This is a genomic window from Dyella sp. S184 (assembly GCF_009766065.1).
Lineage (GTDB): Bacteria > Pseudomonadota > Gammaproteobacteria > Xanthomonadales > Rhodanobacteraceae > Rhodanobacter.
The window spans coordinates 146,062-164,559 of sequence record NZ_LMUE01000017.1 but is presented as its reverse complement, the minus strand read 5'-3'; the positions used below and the strand labels follow the sequence as shown (position 1 = coordinate 164,559).

Sequence of the window (18,498 nt, the reverse complement as noted above, 5' to 3'; positions counted from 1 at the left end):
TCAACGTGGCTCCAGCGACAGGGACATCGACTCGTCATGACGACGCTGGGTACGCGCCAGTGTGGCCAGCAGGGTGAACAGCAACAGTGCGGCCACGCCATTGTGCGCGGTTGCCACCGCCAGCGGCAGCCCGAAGTACACATTGCTGATACCCAGCAATACCTGACTCACCAGCACCACGACGATCGCGATGCCAAAGACGCGCAGGCCACGCCGCGCCAGCTTGTGCGACAACCAGCCGAGATAACAGAACACCACCAACGCGCCGAGCCGATGCACGAGCTGGATCGCACTGCGCGCCGCCATGTCCAATACGCCGCCTTCGTAATTGACGCCAATGCCACGCCACAGCACGAAGCCCTGATGGAAATCCGTCGGCGGTGCCCACTGATTGAGGCACTGCGGAAACGAACCGGGGCCGTAGCCACAAGCCAGTGCCGCATAGTTCGCCGAGGTCCAGCCGCCCAGCGCGATCTGGCAGAACAGCAGCACCACACCGATCGCTACTGGTCGGCGCAGATCGGCCAGCCGATCGTCCGGCGCCCCGATGCCGGCAAAACGCAGCGCCGCATACGCCAGCAGCGCGAACGTGGTCATGCCGCCGAGCAGATGGCCCATCACCACGATCGGCTTCAGCAGCAAGGTCACCGTCCACATGCCGAGCATCGCCTGGAAGATGATCACCGCCAGCGCCAGCACGCTGATCCGCCACGCGCCCGGTCGGCGCAGTGAGATCGCGGCGAACAGCGGCAGCGCGATCGCACACGCCGCCAGCAACGACGACCACCGATGCTCACCGCTGATGTACAAACCGACCCCGACGGCTGCAAACACCGCAGCAACGATGATCGCCAGCTGCGCGCCGCGCCGACGCCAGCTCGCCAGCAGTGCCAGCACCAGCACCAGTACGCCGAGCGTGCCAGCGAGGAAGCGATGCACCTGCTCGCGCCACGCCTTGTGCGCCTCATACGGGCGCTCAGGGAAGGCTGCGTCGGCCTTGGCCACCGCCTGCGCGTGCTGCGGCCAAGTCGCCTGGCCGTAACAGGTCGGCCAGTCCGGGCAAGACAGGCCGGCATTGGACAGCCGCACGAACGCGCCGAACATCACCAGCCCGAGCGCGAACACCGCCGCCAGCAGCGACAGGCTACGCAGGATCTTCAGGGTACGCGACGGCATTACTTGATCACCTTCTGCAGATCCTTGCGCAAACCGGAGGGATCGAAGCCCGCAGGGTACAGCGACAACGCCGTGCCATCGGATTCCACCAGTACGGCGCTGACACTGTCCGGTGTGGTCGGTCGATACATGGCGAGCTTGCCATCGACATCGCTGCCGAGCTGCCAGTAGTTCTTCATGCCATCGCGATCGTCATCCGCCGGCGGTGTGCCCAGATACAGCAGGCGCAGGCGCGACTGGTTGCGGTTGAGCGTGACGCGCGCGGCCGCCATGCTGGTCAGCGTCGCCAGACATTCCTTCGCGCAGCCGGGACCAGCCAGCGCCACCAGGGTCATGCGCGGCTCGCTGTCGCGCCAGGCATAGGCCTGGCCATCGGCCAGCTGCACCTGCAGCTTCTCGTCGACGAAATTTCGTTGTGGCTGGATCGGCTGACCATTGCCCTTGGCACCCGGTTGCCAGCCACTCCAGGTGAGCAAGCCGGCCGCGATCATCGGCGCGGCAAACACCAGCGCGATCAGGAGCAGGAACATCCGGCTGCGGCGCAACGATTTCGGATCAACAGTATTCATCGGACTTCATCGTCATTCGGAGGACGGGATTCGCGTGGCTTGCGCTTGCGATTGAGCACCAGCAGGATCACCACCGCCGCGATCGCAAACGAGAACCACTGGAACGCATAGGCCCGGTGCCGTGCCGGCGGCATCGAGGAAAAGTCGAGTGTGTGCACGCGCACATAGATCGAGGCCGGATCGGCATCCAGCGCCAGCACGCGCGGATACAGCGGGCGGCCGAGGTCGCGGGCGACTGCCACTGGATCCAGGAAGATGCTGCTCTTCGGCCATTGGGTCTGCCGCGCCAGCGCATCGCCACCCATTTCGAAACCGAGCGGCGGCGGCGGCACGTACAAGCCCTCCAGGCTGACCTCACCAGTGGGCAACGGCGGCAATTGCGGCACCTGCGCCGTGCCATTGCCCGGCAGGAAACCGAGATCCACCAGCAGCAGAGGTTGCGCTTGATCGCGCACCACGAACGGCGCAAAGACTTCCACCCCGCCGCGCTCGTCATGCTGCGGGTTGTCCAGCAGATACAGCCGATCGACCAGATAACGGCCATCTACCTGCACCCTTGGAAACCCATCGGCGGGTGGCATCTCGGCCACCTTGGCGAAGTCCTGCCGGGGCGCGGAAGCCGATGCGGCATACCGCCGCAGAAGTGCTTCCTTGAAGTCGGCGCGGTGCAGCTGCCAGACGCCCAAACGTATGAACAGCAAGGCGCCAGCCGCGGTCAGCAGGATGGCCCACCATGACGGACGGCGAAACCGGATCACGCGGCGTGCCCGCCGGCGATCGCTATACTGCCGTTGTCGAAATGGATCGGATCAATCACGTGGAAACCATCTACAAATGTGCGCTGGTGGTGATGCTGCTGGTGGTTATTTTCAGCCTCGGCCAGGCGCTGTACTTCATGATGACCGACAAGGACGACGACAAGCGCACCGTGTGGGCGCTGACCCGTCGCATCGGCCTGTCACTGGTGCTGATTGGCATGGTCGCGTTTGGCATCTGGATGGGTTGGCTGCATCCCCACGACATCGGCCAGTAATTGTACCCGGCTACTGTCGGCACTGCGGCCCCGCGACAAATCGCGCGATATGGCGGCTGACTGCGGCAAACGTTGAGTGGTTCCTCGCTACAACAAAAAGCCCGCCAATGGCGGGCTTTTTGTTGCCTGAGTCAGTACTGCCGAATCAGAGAATATAGACGAACATGAACAGGCCGAGCCAGACCACGTCGACGAAATGCCAGTACCAGGCCACCGCCTCGAAGCCGAAGTGGTGGTCCTTGTTGAAGTGACCCTTCAGCACGCGGAACCAGATCACCGCCAGCATGATCGTGCCCAGCGTCACGTGCAGGCCATGGAAACCGGTCAGCAGGAAGAAGGTCGAACCGTAGACGCCACTGTGCAGGGTCAGGTTCAGTTCCTTGTAGGCCTCGATGTACTCGTGCGCCTGGAAGTTCAGGAACAGCGCGCCCAACAGCACGGTGAGACCCAGGAACACCAGGATCTTGCCGCGATGGCCCGCGCGCAGCGCGTGATGCGCGATCGTCACGGTTACGCTGGAGCTGAGCAGGATCAGCGTGTTCAGCAGCGGCAGGCCCCATGCCGGTACGGTACTGAAAGTACCGCCGATATGTTGCGGGCCATTGCCGCCATTGGCGCCCCAGGAGGCGGCGTAATTGCTCCACAGGAACTCATGGGTCAGCGTGCCATGGCCGGTACCGCCGAGCCACGGCACCGAGAACATGCGGATGTAGAACAGCGCGCCGAAGAACGCACCGAAGAACATCACCTCGGAGAAGATGAACCACATCATGCCCATGCGGAACGAGGTGTCCACCTGGTGGTTGTAGTTGCCGGCCAGCGACTCGTTGATCACCGAGCGGAACCAGCCGAAGAACATGCCCAGCACGCCGATCACGCCGATGAGCAACACGGTCTTGCCGAAGCCGGCATCGCCAGGCTCCGCATTCAGCCAGTGCGCGGCACCGAACACGGTGGTGAACATGACCACTGCGGCCACGAACGGCCAGTAGCTCTTGGCCGGAACAAAGTAAGCGTCGTGCTGCTGACCCATGGTGAGACCCCGTGGATTTCTCTTGATGACTTAACCCCGTCAGGCCGACCGGGGAACTGCATGCCGGTCGTCAGACATGACCGGTTGAAGAAAAACATGTCGCGACTGCGGTACCGCTATTTCATCAGCATGATCTGCACGAACGACACCAGGAAGAACGCGGCCACGATCACGACAAGGATCGTCACGGTGCGCCGCACACCCTTGCGGCGGTCCGCATCGAACTGGTCAGTCACTGCTTGCTGCATTTTCGGTTGCGCCATGTGAATCGCTGCTCTGGGCGCCTCACCACCGTTTCCAGTGTGAGTGCCCTGTGGAGGGTCAATCGTTGACGTGGCCGTGCGCCAGTTCGTCGTCGTGAATCACCGGCGGCACCTCGAAGGTGTGATGCGGCGCCGGCGAAGGCACCGTCCACTCCAGGCCCTTGGCACCTTCCCACACGCGGTCGGTGGCCTTCTTCTTGGAGAACCACACGCCGTGGATCAGCACGCCGAGGAAGATCAGCTGCGAGGCGCCGAACAGGAAGCCGCCGATCGAGCTGATCATGTTGAAGTTGGCGAACGCCACGTTGTAGTCCGGGATGCGGCGCGGCATGCCGGCCAGGCCCAGGAAGTGCTGCGGGAAGAACAGCACGTTGACCCAGATCACGCTGTTCCAGAAATGCACCTTGCCCCAGAACTCGCTGTACATCCGGCCGCTCCACTTCGGCAGCCAGTAATACGTGGCAGCGATGATCGCGAACAGCGCGCCGGTCACCAGCACGTAATGGAAATGCGCCACCACGAAGTAGGTGTCGTGGTACTGGAAGTCGGCCGGTACCAGCGCCAGCATCAGGCCGGAGAAACCGCCGATGGTGAACAGGATGACGAACGCGATCGCGAACAGCATCGGCGTCTCGAACGTCATCGAGCCGCCCCACATGGTGCTGACCCAGTTGAACACCTTCACGCCGGTCGGCACCGCGATCAACATCGTCGCGTACATGAAGAAGATCTCGGCGCCCATCGGCAAGCCGACCGCGAACATGTGGTGCGCCCACACGATGAACGAGAGGAAAGCGATCGAGGCAATCGCGAACACCATCGCCTTGTAGCCGAAGATCGGCTTGCGCGCGAAGGTCGGGATGATCTCCGAGATGATCCCGAATGCCGGCAGGATCATGATGTACACCTCGGGATGCCCGAAGAACCAGAAGATATGTTGAAACAGGACGGGGTCACCGCCGCCGCCCGGGTTGAAGAAGTTGGTGCCGAAGTACTTGTCGGTGAGCAGCATCGTCACCGCACCGGCCAGCACCGGCATCACCGCGATCAGCAGGAACGCCGTGATCAGCCAGCTCCACACGAATACCGGCATCTTCAGCAGATCCATGCCGGGCGCGCGCATGTTGAGGATGGTCGCGATGATGTTGATCGCGCCCATGATCGAGCTGATGCCCATCAGGTGGATCGCGAACACCACATAGGCCAGCGAATCGCTCTGCAGTGACAGCGGCGGATACATCGTCCAGCCACCGGCCGGGCCACCGCCTGCCATGAACAGGGTGGACAGCAGCAGGGTGAAGGCGAACGGCAGGATCCAGAACGATAGGTTGTTCATGCGCGGCAATGCCATGTCCGGCGCGCCGACCATCAACGGGATCATCCAGTTACCGAGGCCGACGAAGGCCGGCATGATCGCGCCGAAGATCATCACCAGCGCATGCATCGTGGTCAGCTGGTTGAAGAAATACGGCTGCATCAGCTGCATGCCCGGCGTGAACAGCTCGGCGCGGATCAGCATCGCGAAACTGCCGCCGATGAAGAACATTACCAGCGCGAAAACCAGGTACAGCGTGCCGATGTCCTTGTGGTTGGTGGACATGCACCAACGCTGGAAGAAACTCTTCGGCGCGCCGTGGTGATCATCGTGCTGATCATGGGTGGCTGCGTGGGACATGGCCTTGCACCTCTAACCTGAAATATTGAATGCGACTGCGATGAGACTGCGAGTAGCTGGGGATCGGCCTTACTTGGCCGTGGCAGGTGCCGCAGCGGTCTGGGCGGACGCCGGTGCAGCCGCCGTGGAGGCCGCCGCCGGTGCCGCGGCAGGTGCTGCCGACTGCGCCTCCTGCTCGGCCAGCCACTTGGCGAAATCCGCCTTGGACTTGGCCACCACCACGATCGGCATGAAGCCGTGATCCTGGCCACACAGCTCGGCACACTGGCCGCGATACGTACCCGGCACCGTGATGTTGGTCCAGGCCGCATTGATGATTCCGGGAATCGCATCGAGCTTCCAGCCCAGCGCCGGCACCCACCAGGAGTGGATCACGTCGGCACCGGTGATCACGAAGCGGATCTTGGTGTCGACCGGCACCACTAACGGCTTGTCCACGTTCAGCAGGTAGGTGTTCTCGTCGCCCGTCATGACCTTATAAGGGTCCATGCCGGAACCGAGCTGGCGGGTCTGGTCGCTCAGCGTATCAAGCTTGGACATGAAGCCGACCTTGCTGATCGGCTTGCCCAGGTAGTCGACGTAGTCGTAGCGCCACTTCCACTGGTAGCCGGTGACCTTGACCGTCATCTGCGAACCGGTGGTGTCGGACCAGGAGGTAATGCCGCCGGTCGCCAGGTAGGCCAGCACGATCAGGATGATCACCGGGACCGTGGTCCAGACGATTTCCAGCATGGTGTTGTGCGACCACTTCTCGGCCACCGCGCCGCGCGATTTGCGGAAGCGGAACATGGCGATGAACATCGCGCCGAACACCAGGATGCCGATCACCACGCACACGCCGAGCGATATGTTGTTCAGGTCATAGGGCACCTGTGACCAGGTGCTCACGCCGCGCTGCATGTTCAGCTGGTACGGATGCGGATTGGCCTGAGCCGCGCCGCCGAACAGCGCAAGGGCAAGTGCCGCCCATGCCGTGAATGATCGCCTGATGCCGCCAGATGTCATGTCTTGCACCTTTGTTGAACCTGTTCGCGTGGCGGGCCATTGAAATCAGCCAGCAACACCATGAGTTTCTTCGACAGCTCGACGCGTTCCTGTTCCGCCAGAAAAGCGCCGATCTCCAGCTCGTGTCCGTGCGATGACAGCAGCAGGCGCTGGCGCCCATTGCCCGGCTCCAGCAGCACGCGTACCCAGTACGACTGGAAACGCACACTGCGGCGACCTGGCAGGGATTGCACCTCCAGCGACGAAGCGTCGAGGGTGATGCGCTCACTACGGTCGCCGGCCCGCCAGGCCACGCTCAACGCGACAGCCACGGCGGCGGATTCAGCCAAGGCAAACAGCGGAGCAAATACATTCCCCTGCCATGCGCCCAGTCCTGCCGTTATCAGCGCCAGTGCCACCAGAACCACGATCAATCGACGCAACCCGCGCCGGCTGAGCGCGCGATTGGGCTTGAGCCACATCGTCACGCACGGCAAGCCGGCGACAGCTGGTCGAAGCACGATCATGGAGATCCGGCGTGCCTGGAACAGCGGAATGATAGGCCGCGGCGAGTCAGCGGGCAAGAATGACGCACCCACGCGGTCCGGGGCGTAGCACTCATTCCCTTCGACAGACGCCTCGGCAGTTCTTCCAAACCGCCGCCGCACACTGACCGATCCACTTAGTTTGTGCACCCGACATACCGTGTCCAGCGTACAATTCCGCGTTTTCCCACCGTCCCTGCAAACGTACCGGCTTACTCTGTGACCCTACCCATTCTCAGCCCCGAACTCCCCGCTGGCGCCGGGCCCGCACGTGCGCGCATCACGGCCGCATGGCTGCGCGACGAGACCGAGGCGGTCAACGACCTGCTCGCCCAGGCGACCTTGCCGCCGGTCGAGCGCGAGAAGGTGATCGACCTTGCCGCTGAGCTGGTCAGCCGGGTGCGCTTGCGCGCCAAGGACCAGAGCGCCGTCGAATCCTTCATGCGCCAGTACGACCTCTCCTCCGAGGAAGGTGTGCTGTTGATGTGCGTGGCCGAAGCGCTGTTGCGCATTCCCGACAAGGCCACTGCCGACAAGTTGATCCGCGACAAGCTGGGCGACGCCGACTGGAAGAAACATCTGGGCCAGAGCGAGTCGCTGTTCGTCAACGCCTCCACCTGGGGCCTGATGCTCACCGGGCATCTGGTGAATCTCGCCGAGGACACCCGTCACGATTTCACCGGCGCGCTGAAGCGGCTGGTCGGTCGCGCCGGCGAACCGGCGATCCGCCTCGCCGTGCGTCAGGCGATGCGCATCATGGGTCACCAGTTCGTGATGGGGCAGACCATCGACGAAGCGCTGGATCGCTGCGCGAAGAAGGAATACGCGGTGTACCGCTATTCCTACGACATGCTGGGCGAGTCGGCGCTGACCAGTGAGACTGCCGAGCGCTACCAGCAGGATTACCGCAACGCGATCGCCGCGATCGGTGCGCGCGGCCCGTTTGCGAACCACACCGACGCGCCGTCGATCTCGGTGAAGCTGTCCGCGCTGCACCCACGCTATGAGGTGGCCAAGCGCGAACTCGCTCACCGCCAGCTCAGCGAGAAACTGCTGGAGCTGTCGCAGCTGGCGATGAAGTACGGCATCGCGTTGTCGGTGGACGCCGAAGAGGCCGAACGCCTCGAGCTGTCGCTGGACATCATCGGCGACGTGTTCGCGCACCCCTCGCTGCAAGGTTGGAACGGCCTCGGCATCGTGGTGCAGGCCTACGCCAAGCGCACCCCGTTCGTGATCGACTGGCTGATCGAGACCGCGCGCGCCGCGAATCGCCGCTGGTATGTGCGCCTGGTCAAGGGCGCCTACTGGGATGCCGAGATCAAGCGCGCGCAGGAAAACGGCCTGGCCGGTTACCCGGTGTATACGCGCAAGCCGAACACCGACGTGTCGTACCTGGCCTGTGCGCGGCGCCTGTTCAACGCCGGCGTCGAACTGATCTATCCGCAGTTCGCCACGCATAACGCACACTCGATCGCCGCCGTGCATCACATCGCACAGGGCCGTCCGTACGAGTACCAGCGCCTGCACGGCATGGGTACCGACCTGTATGCCGAAGTGATCGGCCCGCAGAACCTCAACGTGCCGTGCCGCGTGTACGCGCCGGTCGGCACGCACGAGGACCTGCTGCCGTACCTGGTACGTCGCCTGCTCGAGAACGGCGCCAACACCAGCTTCGTCAACCGCGTCGTCGACGAGAGCGTGCCGGTGCGCACCCTGGTCGCCGACCCGTGCGAAACCGTACGCGCTTTTGCTTCGATCCCCCACCCGCGCATTCCGCTGCCGGTCAACATCTACGCAGAACTCCGGAAGAATTCCATGGGCGTCAACTTCTCCAACGACAACGAACTGAAGGCGATGGCCGACGCGGTCAACGCCCATGCCGGCCCGTGGGCCGCAGCTCCCCTGGTGCCGGGCGCGACCGCCAACGGCCCGACCGTGCAGGTGACCAACCCCGCCGACCGCCGCCAGACCGTGGGCAGTTACATCAGCGCCGACAGCGCCACCGTCGACAAGGCGCTGAGCAATGCCGTCGCCGCTCAGTTCGGCTGGGATCGTCTGCCCGCGGCCAGCCGCGCCGCGATCCTCGAACACGCCGCCGAACAACTCGAAGCGCACCGCGGCGAGTTCATCGCGCTGTGCGTGCGTGAAGCCGGCAAGAGCCTGCCCGACGCGATCGCCGAGATCCGCGAGGCCGCCGACTTCCTGCGTTACTACGCCACCATGGCACGCCGCCTGTTCGGTCAGCCCGAACAGTTGCCAGGCCCGACCGGCGAGAGCAACCAGCTATTCCTCAACGGCCGCGGCGTATTCGTCTGCATCAGCCCGTGGAACTTCCCGCTGGCGATCTTCCTGGGCCAGGTCAGCGCCGCGCTCGCCGCCGGCAATGCCGTTATTGCGAAACCGGCCGAGCAGACCTCGCTGATCGGCTATGCCGCGATCAAGCTGCTGCACGACGCCGGCGTGCCGGTCGACGTGCTGCAATATCTGCCCGGCGACGGCGCTACCGTCGGTGCCGCCTTGACCCGCGATCCGCGCGTCGCCGGCGTCGCCTTCACCGGCTCCACCGAGACCGCTTGGGCGATCAATCGCGCGCTGGCTGCGCGCAATGCGTCGATCGCCGCGCTGATCGCCGAGACCGGCGGCCAGAACGCGATGATCGCCGACTCCTCCGCCCTGCCCGAACAGATCGTCAAGGACGTGATCGCCTCCGCGTTCCAGTCCGCCGGCCAGCGCTGCTCGGCCGCACGCGTGCTGTTCGTGCAGGAAGACATCGCCGACAAGGTCTGCGCGATGCTCGCCGGCGCGATGGGCGAGCTGAAGGTGGGTGATCCGGGTCAGCTGTCCACCGACGTCGGTCCGGTGATCGACGAGGACGCCAGGAAGATCCTGGTCGACCACGCCGCGCGCATGGACAAGGAAGCGAAGAAGATCGGCGAAGTCGCGCTCGATCCGGCGCTCACCGCCAACGGCACCTTCTTCGCCCCCCGCGCCTACGAGATTCCCTCGCTGGCCACGCTGACCCGCGAAGTGTTCGGCCCGGTGCTGCACGTGATCCGCTGGAAGGGCAGCGAGCTGAAGCAGGTGGTCGATCAGATCAACGCCACTGGCTACGGCCTTACCCTCGGCATCCACAGCCGCATCAACGACACCGTCGACTACATCGCCAGCCACGCCCGCGTCGGCAACTGCTACGTCAACCGCAACCAGATCGGCGCGGTGGTCGGCGTGCAGCCGTTCGGCGGCGAGAACCTGTCCGGCACCGGCCCCAAGGCCGGCGGCCCGCACTACCTGCTGCGCTTCGCCGGCGAGCGCACGCTCACCATCAACACCACGGCGGCCGGTGGCAACGCCTCGCTGCTGACGATCGGCGAGTAACCGTTACACGACCGCTTGTGCATTGCGCAAGCGGTCGGCGGCGCATGCGTGATAGAAAGGGCTGAACGCCGGCATGGTCCGGCTTGCAAGCGCTCCGAGCGAACGCACCATGGCACGTCCCGCCAGTCTGATCGGCCTGAATCACGCAGTCAGCCCCCCGCTGACGGATGACCCGCGCTATACGGCGGCCGAGATTCCGCCGAACGTATTGGTGTACCTGACCGAGCTGGCTGCCTCTCGCGGCATCGCCTGCGATGACTGGTTCGCCGGGCTTGGCCTGGATCGACGCCAGCTCAGCGACCCGACGCTGCGGGTTTCCTACCGGCAGGCCAGCATGGTGGTGCGTCGCGCGCTACAGGCGATCGGCGAACCGGGGCTCGGGCTTAGCGTCGGGCGCACCGAAACGCTGGGCAGCTTCGGTCTGCTTGGCCTGGCCATGATGACCGCACGCACCTTCGGCGAGGCGATGGGCGTGGGCATCGAATATCACAAGGTCTGCGGGAGCCTGCTCGACGTCACCTTCGAGGTGGTCAACGAGCGTCAGGTGGCAGTTGTTGCGTGGCCGCGTTTCAGCGACGCGGCGTTGCTGCCGTTCCTGTGCGAGGAACTGTTCGCCAGCTCGCTAGCGATCGCACGCCAGTTGCTAGGCGCATCGTTCAATCCCGCTCGACTGGAACTGAGCTACCCGCAGCCGGCGTATCGGCAGGCCTATGCCGACCTGTTCCAGTGTGAAGTGCAGTTCGGCATGCCGCTCAACCGCGTGCTGGTGGATGTGCAATGGCTGGGGCAGGAACTGCCCGGTCACAACCCACTCACCGCACGCCAGGCGTTGGCGCTGTGCATGCAGCAGCGTCCAAGCGGCAGCAGCGTGCACCAGGAAATTGTCGCCGCGGTGGAACGTCTGCTGCGTGGCCAGTTGCGGCAACCGCCGAAACTGCATGACGTGGCGCGCACGCTCAACCTCAGCGAGCGCTCATTGCGCCGCAAGCTGGCCGAAAGTGGGCGGATCTTTCGCGAGATCCACGACCGGGTACGCGCCGAACGCGCCCTGCAACTGCTCCAGGGCGGCAACCTGAGCGTGGCCGAGATCGGCAGCGAGGTCGGTTTCAGCGATCCGCGCGAGTTCCGGCGCGCGTTCAAGCGCTGGACCGGCATGGCCCCACAGGAAGCCCGTCGCGCGGCAGCCTGATCTGTCAACTTGTCGTCATACTGGCCGATTTGCCCCCCTTCCGTTGGCCGATTTACCCTCCCCAGTCGCGGCCGATTGCGTGACAGTGAACCCCTCTGCAGATGCCGTTCGAATTGGGGTTCAACGATCATGCGCAAGTTGCTCATCACCATCACGCTCGGTGCCGTCCTTGCCGGCTGCAGCAACAGCCAGACGCCCACCGCGCAAAGCCAGTCCGACGCCAGCTTCGAGAGCAAGTTGCAGCAGCAACTGCTCGACGCCAAACCCGGCAACGTGATCGAGATACCGGCCGGCCATTACTCGCTCAAGCGCGGCCTCAGCCTGCGCACCGACGGCGTCACCATCCGCGGCGCCGGCATGGACAAGACCGTGTTGTCGTTCAAGGGCCAGGTCGTTGGTCCTGAAGGTCTGCTGGTCAACGCCAACGATTTCACCATCGAGAACCTGGCGATCGAGGACACCAAGGGCGACGCGCTGAAGATCAACCAGGGCAAGAACATCACCATCCACGGCGTGCGCATCGAGTGGACCGCCGGCCCGCAAACCACCAACGGTGCCTACGGCCTGTATCCGGTGAAGACGCAGAACGTGCTGGTCGAGGATTCGGTGGTGATCGGCGCCTCCGACGCCGGCATCTATGTCGGCCAGTCGCAGAACATCATCGTGCGGCGCAATCGCGCCGAGCAGAACGTGGCCGGCATCGAGATCGAGAACTCGATCAACGCCGACGTGTACGAGAACACCGCCACGAAGAACACCGGCGGCATCCTGGTCTTCAACATGCCAAACCTGTCGCAGGCTGGCCATGCCACGCGGGTATTCAAGAACAAGGTATTCGCCAACAACACCGGCAACTTCGCTGCCAAGGGCGCCGCGGTGGCCAGCGTGCCGGCGGGCTCCGGCGTGGTGGTGAACTCCAACGACAAGGTGGAGATCTTCGACAACGACATCGCCGACAACCAGACCGCGAACCTGATTGTCGCCAGCTATTTCTCGACCAACTACTACAACACCCGCGGCGTGGCCCCCGACTACAACCCGTACCCGAAGGGCATCTACATCTACGGCAACCGCCTCACCGGCGGTGGCGATTCGCCCGACGGGCTCAAGCTGAAGACCCTGAAGACCGCGGTCTACGGGCTCAGCGGCCACTTCCCGGACGTGCTGTGGGATGGTTACAGCGACCCGAAGGATCTGGTGAACGGCTTGCCGCCAGCGGGTGACCGTATCTGCATCCAGGACGTCAACGGTGTGCTGAATGCGGACGGCGCGCACGACTACAAGAATCCGAGCACCGACACCAAGCCGTATCAGTGCACCTTGTCCAAGTTGCCGCCGGTGGTGCTGAATCCGGAGCCGAAGGTGTGAGGGTATCGTCAGTGCGGATGAAGTGGATCAGACATGTGTTGCCGCTGCTCGCCCTGTTGTTGACGGCATGCCAGCACGGCATGCCGCCGGTGACCTTCCACGCCGACGGTCGCCCGCCAAAACTCAGTGACTGGCACGTGGTCGAGGTGCGCGACGGCAAGCTCGAGCTCAACGACGGCGTGGTGCCGTACGATCTCAATACGCCACTGTTCACTGACTACGCGCACAAGCTGCGCACGATCTGGATGCCGAAGGGCACCTCGGCGAAGTACAACCCCAGCGATACTTTTGACTTCCCGGTCGGCACGGTAATCAGCAAGACGTTCTATTACCCGCGCGGCGCCAGTGGCAAGTTCAGCGATATCGCACGCACCGACGATTACTCGCACGACTTCGCCGGCCAGGGTCTCGACATGGCACACGTGCATCTGGTCGAGACGCGCATCCTGGTGCGGCGCAAGGACGGCTGGGCGGCGATGCCGTACGTGTGGAACGACGCGCAGACCGAGGCCACACTCGCCCGCACCGGCGCGGTGTTGCCGCTTACCCTGGTCGATGCCACACCCACCGACACCATACCTGCCCGCGAGGATTTCAACTACGTGGTTCCGGATGAAAGCCAGTGCGCCAGCTGCCACGCGCAGGACTGGATCGATCGCAAGATCCATCCGATCGGCCTGAAGGCACGCCACATCAACAAGGATTACCACTATGCCAGCGGCGAGCAGAACCAACTCGAGCACCTGATGCAGGTGGACTACCTCAGCGGTGCGCCGGCATCCGCTGCGACACCGCGCGACGCGAATTGGGCCGATCCGCAGACGCCGCTGGATGCGCGCGCACGCGCCTACCTCGACATCAACTGCGGCCACTGCCACAACCCGCACGGCGCGGCCAATACCACCGGGCTGTCGCTGACCTACGACACGCCGGAAGATCGTCACCTCGGCATCTGCAAACCGCCGACCGCCGCTGGCCAGGGCACCGGCGATCACTTGTTCGACATCGTGCCAGGCCGGCCGGACGACTCGATCATTCCATATCGACTGTCGTCCACCGAACCGGGCACGATGATGCCGGAGATCGGCCGCAGTACGGTGCATCGCGAAGGCGTGGCACTGATCAAGGCGTGGATCGCCGCGCAGCCGGGGAGCTGTGTGACGTTGCATTGAGAACCGATACCAATACAGAGCCGTGCCAGTGAGGTGCGGCCACACCATGCATGGGGAGCACGGCATGAGCATGCGTCAACGTCCACTTTCTTCCGCACTGCATCGCCTGCTGTTCGGCGGCGGCACCCTGCTGCTGTGCAGCCCACTGCTCGCGCTCGCCGCCGACAATGCACCGCAGGATGCAGCCACCGCCGCCAGCAGCACGCCAGCCAGCCCTGAGAACGCCAGTGCTGACAAGGCGAAGCTGCTCGGCAACGTCACCGTGACGGCGCAAAGCCGCTCGCAGGAGATGCAGTCGGTACCGATCCCGCTGCAGATCATCACTGCGAAACAGGTGCAGACGCTGGCCGCCACCGACATCAGCAAGATGGACATCTTCGTGCCCGGCCTGGTGGTCAGTGCCGACCAGCCGACCCAGCCCTCGTATGAACTGCGCGGCATCGGTGGCAGCGGATTCGGTGCCGGCACGGAATCCGCGGTCGGTGTCTATGTGGATGGTGTCTACGCCGCCCGTACCGGCGGCGCATTGCTGGCATTCAACGACATCGCTCGGATCGAGGTGCTGAAAGGTCCACAAGGCACTCTGTTCGGTCGCAATTCCGCTGGCGGCGCGATCTCCATCATTACCAATGAACCAAGTGACAAGTTCGAGGCAACGGGCACTCTTCGCTATGGCAATTACGGAGAGCGCTATGGCAATGCGCTGGTGAACATCCCGTTGAACCAGGACATGGCACTGCGCGTGAGCGTGTTGGACAACCAGAGCGACGGTTGGGTCAAAGACGCCGCCAGCGGCAAGCACTACGGCGGGAACGACGACTGGGGCACGCGGGCCGTGTATCGCTGGAACATCACGCCTGATACCCGCGTCCTTCTGGCCTGGGACCATGAGCAACTCAAGCAGGCGCCGCATCCGGCATTCGGGCTGATTCCGCCGTCGAGCTATATGCAGCTCCCGGCACCACTGAACAGCATGACCATACCGCCATACCCGGCCAATCCGGCGACCTACCTCGACCCCTTGCATTCGCCGCTATACAACGACGCCGTCGGTGCCGCCGAAACGCGCCGTTTTGACGGCGCCACCTTGACCGTCGACCATACCTTCAGCTGGGGCAGCTTCACGTCCACCACGGCGTGGCGCAACTTCGACACGTTCAACCTTGGCGACTACGACGGCACAAATAACTACAACATCTATCTCGATACAGCCAACATCGAGCACAACAACAGCTGGTATCAGGAGTTCAAGCTATCGGGCAACACCGACCTTATCGACTGGGTCACCGGCACCAGCTTCTACTTGGAGAAGTCGCATCAAACCAGCCAAGTCGACGTCAACACCAACTCCGTGACTACGCTGATCCTCAACAATTTTGCCAGCCAGGTGGGATGGCCACTGGTCGATGGCCTCATTCCAACCATGCCGCAGCTGGCCTCCCTGCTCGGCGACCCCTGGAGCGAACAGGTCCGCAACAGCCAGACCATCACGTCGTACGCGACCTATGGCGACGTGATCTGGCACCTCAGCGACAAGCTCAACCTCACCACCGGCGTGCGTTTCACCCTCGATCAGAAACAATATAGTTGGTTCATCCCGCCACGATACGCACCCCAGCTCGATGCCACCTTGGCCGCGCTGCCTCCGTCAGGGAATCCCATTTTTGACTCCCTTGTTCTTCCCGAGTTCGAGCAAAACCTCATATTCACCCCCGAGACCGCCGGTCCTATCGGTGTGCTGACACAAAAGCGCGACAACTGGCGCAACGTCAGCCCGCGCGTGGTGCTGGACTACCATTTCACCCCGAACGTGATGGCCTATGGGTCCGTGACGAGGGGCTACCAGGCCGGCGGCTTCAACTTCCAGCAGGTCGGCGGAACCTACGCGCCGGAGCACGTGACCAACTACGAAGGTGGCGTCAAGACCGTGTTCCCGGATCAGCACCTGTTGTTCAATGTGACCGGGTACTACTACACCTACGACAACCTGCAGGGACTGTCGCTCCAGCCGGCACCCGCGGGTACCAATGGCGTTCCGGAATACGTGATATCCACCAGCGACCAGCACGCTCATGGACTGGAGGTCGAGCTGCAGTGGATACCATTTGACAATCTGCAGTTGGGTCTCAATGGCGCCTATATCGATTCGACCTACACGCATTACATCTCTACGGACAACAAAAACCTGTCCGGCCAACCCACCGGTACTCCCTCCTTCTCCGGTGCCGCCAACCTCAGCTATACCGTGCCGGATGTATTCAACGGCAGTCTGGTCTATAACGCCGCCTACGGCTTTCGCGGCAAGACACGCTGCAACGCCGATTCGGGATTCCAGGGCACGTGCCAGGTCAGTCCCAATTTCCCCGTCGGCACCTCGCAGCAGAGCGTCGACATGCGGCTGGACTGGAATGCGCCGGGCGATCACTGGGGTGTCGGCATCTTTGTCAGCAACCTGCTCGACAAGCGCTACGTCACCGGCGTCGACAATACTGCGGCGCCACTAGGCTCGGCTTACGCGAACATCACGCCACCACGCACGTGGGGCGTGGAGCTGCGCGCGAAGTTATGACGCCGACGGCCGGCGCAGCCACACAGCCCGTCCTCACGCATATTTCCGATGCATGAGCGCATGCTGCATGCCTTAACACAAGTGACCCTCATGACCGATTCCACAACCGACCTCAGCCAGCGCCTGCAAATCCTGCGCACTGCCCAGCGTGCCGAGCCGATGCCGGATTGGCCAGCGCGCGCCGCAAGGCTGCGTACGCTGGAGAAGATGCTGCTCGAACAGCGCGAGGCTTTTGCGTTGGCGATCAATGCCGACTTCGGCTGCCGCCCGCGCGAGGAAACAGATCTGCTGGAACTCTTCCCCAGCCTGTCCGCAGTCCGCCACGCGCTCGGTCACGGCCGACGCTGGATGAAGCCGCGGCGTCGGCTGGCCGGCCTGGCGTTCCTGCCGGCACGCACCGAACTGCGCCCGCAGCCACTCGGCGTGATCGGCATCATCGTGCCTTGGAATTACCCGCTGTATCTGGCGGTCGGCCCGCTGGTCGACGCGCTGGTCGCCGGCAATCGCGCGATGCTGAAGATGAGCGAGTTCACGCCGCGCTTTTCGGCGTTGTTCGCCGAACAGGTGGCGCGCTATTTCCAGCCCGACGAAGTAGCCGTGGTGACTGGCGATGCGACCGTAGCACAGGCCTTTTCTGCACTGCCGTTCGACCATCTGCTGTTCACCGGTTCCACCGCGGTCGGCCACCATGTGATGCGCGCAGCGTCCGCCAACCTGACTCCGGTGACGCTCGAACTGGGCGGCAAGTCGCCGGCGATCATCGGACCCGGCGCGCGTTTCGAACATGCGGTGGAACGCATCCTGTTCGGCAAGCTGGTCAATGCAGGGCAGACCTGCATCGCGCCCGACTACGTGCTGCTGCCCCGTGCGCAGGTGGCCGATTTCGTCGCTGCGGCTCGCGCTACCGCTGGCCGGCTGTATCCCAAGCTGGGTGAGAACGAGCAATACACCACCATTGTTTCCGACCGCCAATACCAGCGTATTGCGGCGCTACGTGACGGTGCCGTAGCCGCCGGCGCGCGTGCCGTAGCCTTGGGTGACGAAGCCACAGGCAACACGCAACCGCGCCGGCTCCTGCCGGTGCTGTTGACCGGTGTCAATGACACGATGAGCGTGATGCAGGAAGAAATCTTCGGCCCGTTGCTGCCACTGGTGCCGTACGACAGCCTGGACGAGGCGATCGCCTATGTCGCTGCGCATCCGCATCCGCTGGCGCTGTATCTGTTCGAGCAGGATCAGGCGTTGATCGACCGCGTGCTGACACGCACCGTGGCCGGCGGCGTCAGCCTCAACGACACCCTGTTTCACATCGCCCAGCATGGCCTGCCGTTCGGCGGCGTCGGCGCCTCCGGCATGGGTGGTTATCACGGCGAAGCCGGTTTCCACACGTTCTCGCATCTGAAGCCGGTGTTCCGGCAGGCGCGCTTCAACGGCGTCGGCCTGCTCAACCCACCGTACGGTGCACGCTTCAAACGCATGCTAGGCCTGTTGTTGAAACGCGGTTGAACCGGCGCGGCTGAACCACGCTCCTGCTACCCTCGCGAATG

15 protein-coding genes are annotated in these 18,498 nt (G+C 63.7%); 7 read left to right on the top strand and 8 right to left on the bottom strand.

The window, feature by feature from the left end; genetic code table 11:
• Genes GSQ75_RS18535 through GSQ75_RS18525 form a run of 3 tightly spaced genes read right to left on the bottom strand, consistent with a single transcriptional unit; the run spans position 1 to position 2,503 of the window.
• The gene (locus GSQ75_RS18535) at positions 1–1,176 is read right to left on the bottom strand and encodes a COX15/CtaA family protein (protein WP_158756361.1); all 1,176 of its coding nucleotides are present in this window, start codon (positions 1,174–1,176) and stop codon (positions 1–3) included.
• Positions 1,176–1,745: a hypothetical protein gene (locus GSQ75_RS18530; RefSeq protein ID WP_158756360.1), complete on the bottom strand. Its 570-nt coding sequence runs from the start codon at positions 1,743–1,745 to the stop codon at positions 1,176–1,178. Before GSQ75_RS18530 ends, GSQ75_RS18535 begins: the two co-directional genes overlap by 1 nt.
• Complete coding sequence (locus GSQ75_RS18525; RefSeq protein WP_158756359.1) at positions 1,742–2,503, bottom strand: SURF1 family protein; 762 nt, start codon at positions 2,501–2,503, stop codon at positions 1,742–1,744. Before GSQ75_RS18525 ends, GSQ75_RS18530 begins: the two co-directional genes overlap by 4 nt.
• Positions 2,504–2,544: 41 nt before the next feature.
• Between GSQ75_RS18525 and GSQ75_RS18520 the strand changes: the two genes are divergently transcribed.
• A complete protein-coding gene (locus GSQ75_RS18520; RefSeq protein WP_174236757.1) occupies positions 2,545–2,778 on the top strand; it encodes a twin transmembrane helix small protein in 234 nt (77 codons plus the stop codon).
• 145 nt (positions 2,779–2,923) lie between these two features.
• Here the strand turns inward: GSQ75_RS18520 and GSQ75_RS18515 are convergent, their stop codons facing one another.
• The 5 genes from GSQ75_RS18515 to GSQ75_RS18500 all read right to left on the bottom strand — a co-directional run bounded on the left by GSQ75_RS18515 (position 2,924) and on the right by GSQ75_RS18500 (position 7,215).
• Positions 2,924–3,811 (bottom strand): cytochrome c oxidase subunit 3, encoded by an 888-nt coding sequence (locus GSQ75_RS18515; protein ID WP_158756358.1) that lies wholly within the window; start codon positions 3,809–3,811, stop codon positions 2,924–2,926.
• A gap of 116 nt (positions 3,812–3,927) precedes the next feature.
• The gene (locus tag GSQ75_RS18985) at positions 3,928–4,074 is read right to left on the bottom strand and encodes a hypothetical protein (protein ID WP_174236756.1); all 147 of its coding nucleotides are present in this window, start codon (positions 4,072–4,074) and stop codon (positions 3,928–3,930) included.
• 58 nt (positions 4,075–4,132) lie between these two features.
• Positions 4,133–5,749, bottom strand: a complete 1,617-nt coding sequence (ctaD, locus tag GSQ75_RS18510) for a cytochrome c oxidase subunit I (protein ID WP_158756357.1) — start codon at positions 5,747–5,749, stop codon at positions 4,133–4,135.
• A gap of 69 nt (positions 5,750–5,818) precedes the next feature.
• Positions 5,819–6,754, bottom strand: coding sequence for a cytochrome c oxidase subunit II (gene coxB, locus GSQ75_RS18505; RefSeq protein ID WP_158756356.1), 936 nt, complete (start codon positions 6,752–6,754; stop codon positions 5,819–5,821).
• Complete coding sequence (locus tag GSQ75_RS18500) at positions 6,751–7,215, bottom strand: DUF2244 domain-containing protein (protein WP_158756441.1); 465 nt, start codon at positions 7,213–7,215, stop codon at positions 6,751–6,753. Before GSQ75_RS18500 ends, coxB begins: the two co-directional genes overlap by 4 nt.
• Before the next feature lie 282 nt (positions 7,216–7,497).
• Between GSQ75_RS18500 and putA the strand changes: the two genes are divergently transcribed.
• From putA to GSQ75_RS18470, 6 genes are all read left to right on the top strand, one after another.
• The gene (gene putA, locus GSQ75_RS18495; RefSeq protein WP_158756355.1) at positions 7,498–10,653 is read left to right on the top strand and encodes a bifunctional proline dehydrogenase/L-glutamate gamma-semialdehyde dehydrogenase PutA; all 3,156 of its coding nucleotides are present in this window, start codon (positions 7,498–7,500) and stop codon (positions 10,651–10,653) included.
• 109 nt (positions 10,654–10,762) lie between these two features.
• On the top strand, positions 10,763–11,842 hold the full coding sequence (locus tag GSQ75_RS18490; RefSeq protein ID WP_158756354.1) for an AraC family transcriptional regulator: 1,080 nt from the start codon (positions 10,763–10,765) through the stop codon (positions 11,840–11,842).
• A 129-nt stretch (positions 11,843–11,971) separates the two neighbouring features.
• Positions 11,972–13,210, top strand: coding sequence for a parallel beta-helix domain-containing protein (locus tag GSQ75_RS18485; protein ID WP_158756353.1), 1,239 nt, complete (start codon positions 11,972–11,974; stop codon positions 13,208–13,210).
• A 17-nt stretch (positions 13,211–13,227) separates the two neighbouring features.
• On the top strand, positions 13,228–14,382 hold the full coding sequence (locus tag GSQ75_RS18480) for an SO2930 family diheme c-type cytochrome (protein WP_158756352.1): 1,155 nt from the start codon (positions 13,228–13,230) through the stop codon (positions 14,380–14,382).
• Between the two features lie 64 nt (positions 14,383–14,446).
• Positions 14,447–16,951, top strand: a complete 2,505-nt coding sequence (locus GSQ75_RS18475) for a TonB-dependent receptor (RefSeq protein ID WP_158756351.1) — start codon at positions 14,447–14,449, stop codon at positions 16,949–16,951.
• A gap of 90 nt (positions 16,952–17,041) precedes the next feature.
• Positions 17,042–18,457 (top strand): coniferyl aldehyde dehydrogenase, encoded by a 1,416-nt coding sequence (locus GSQ75_RS18470; protein ID WP_158756350.1) that lies wholly within the window; start codon positions 17,042–17,044, stop codon positions 18,455–18,457.
• Positions 18,458–18,498 lie beyond the last annotated feature (41 nt).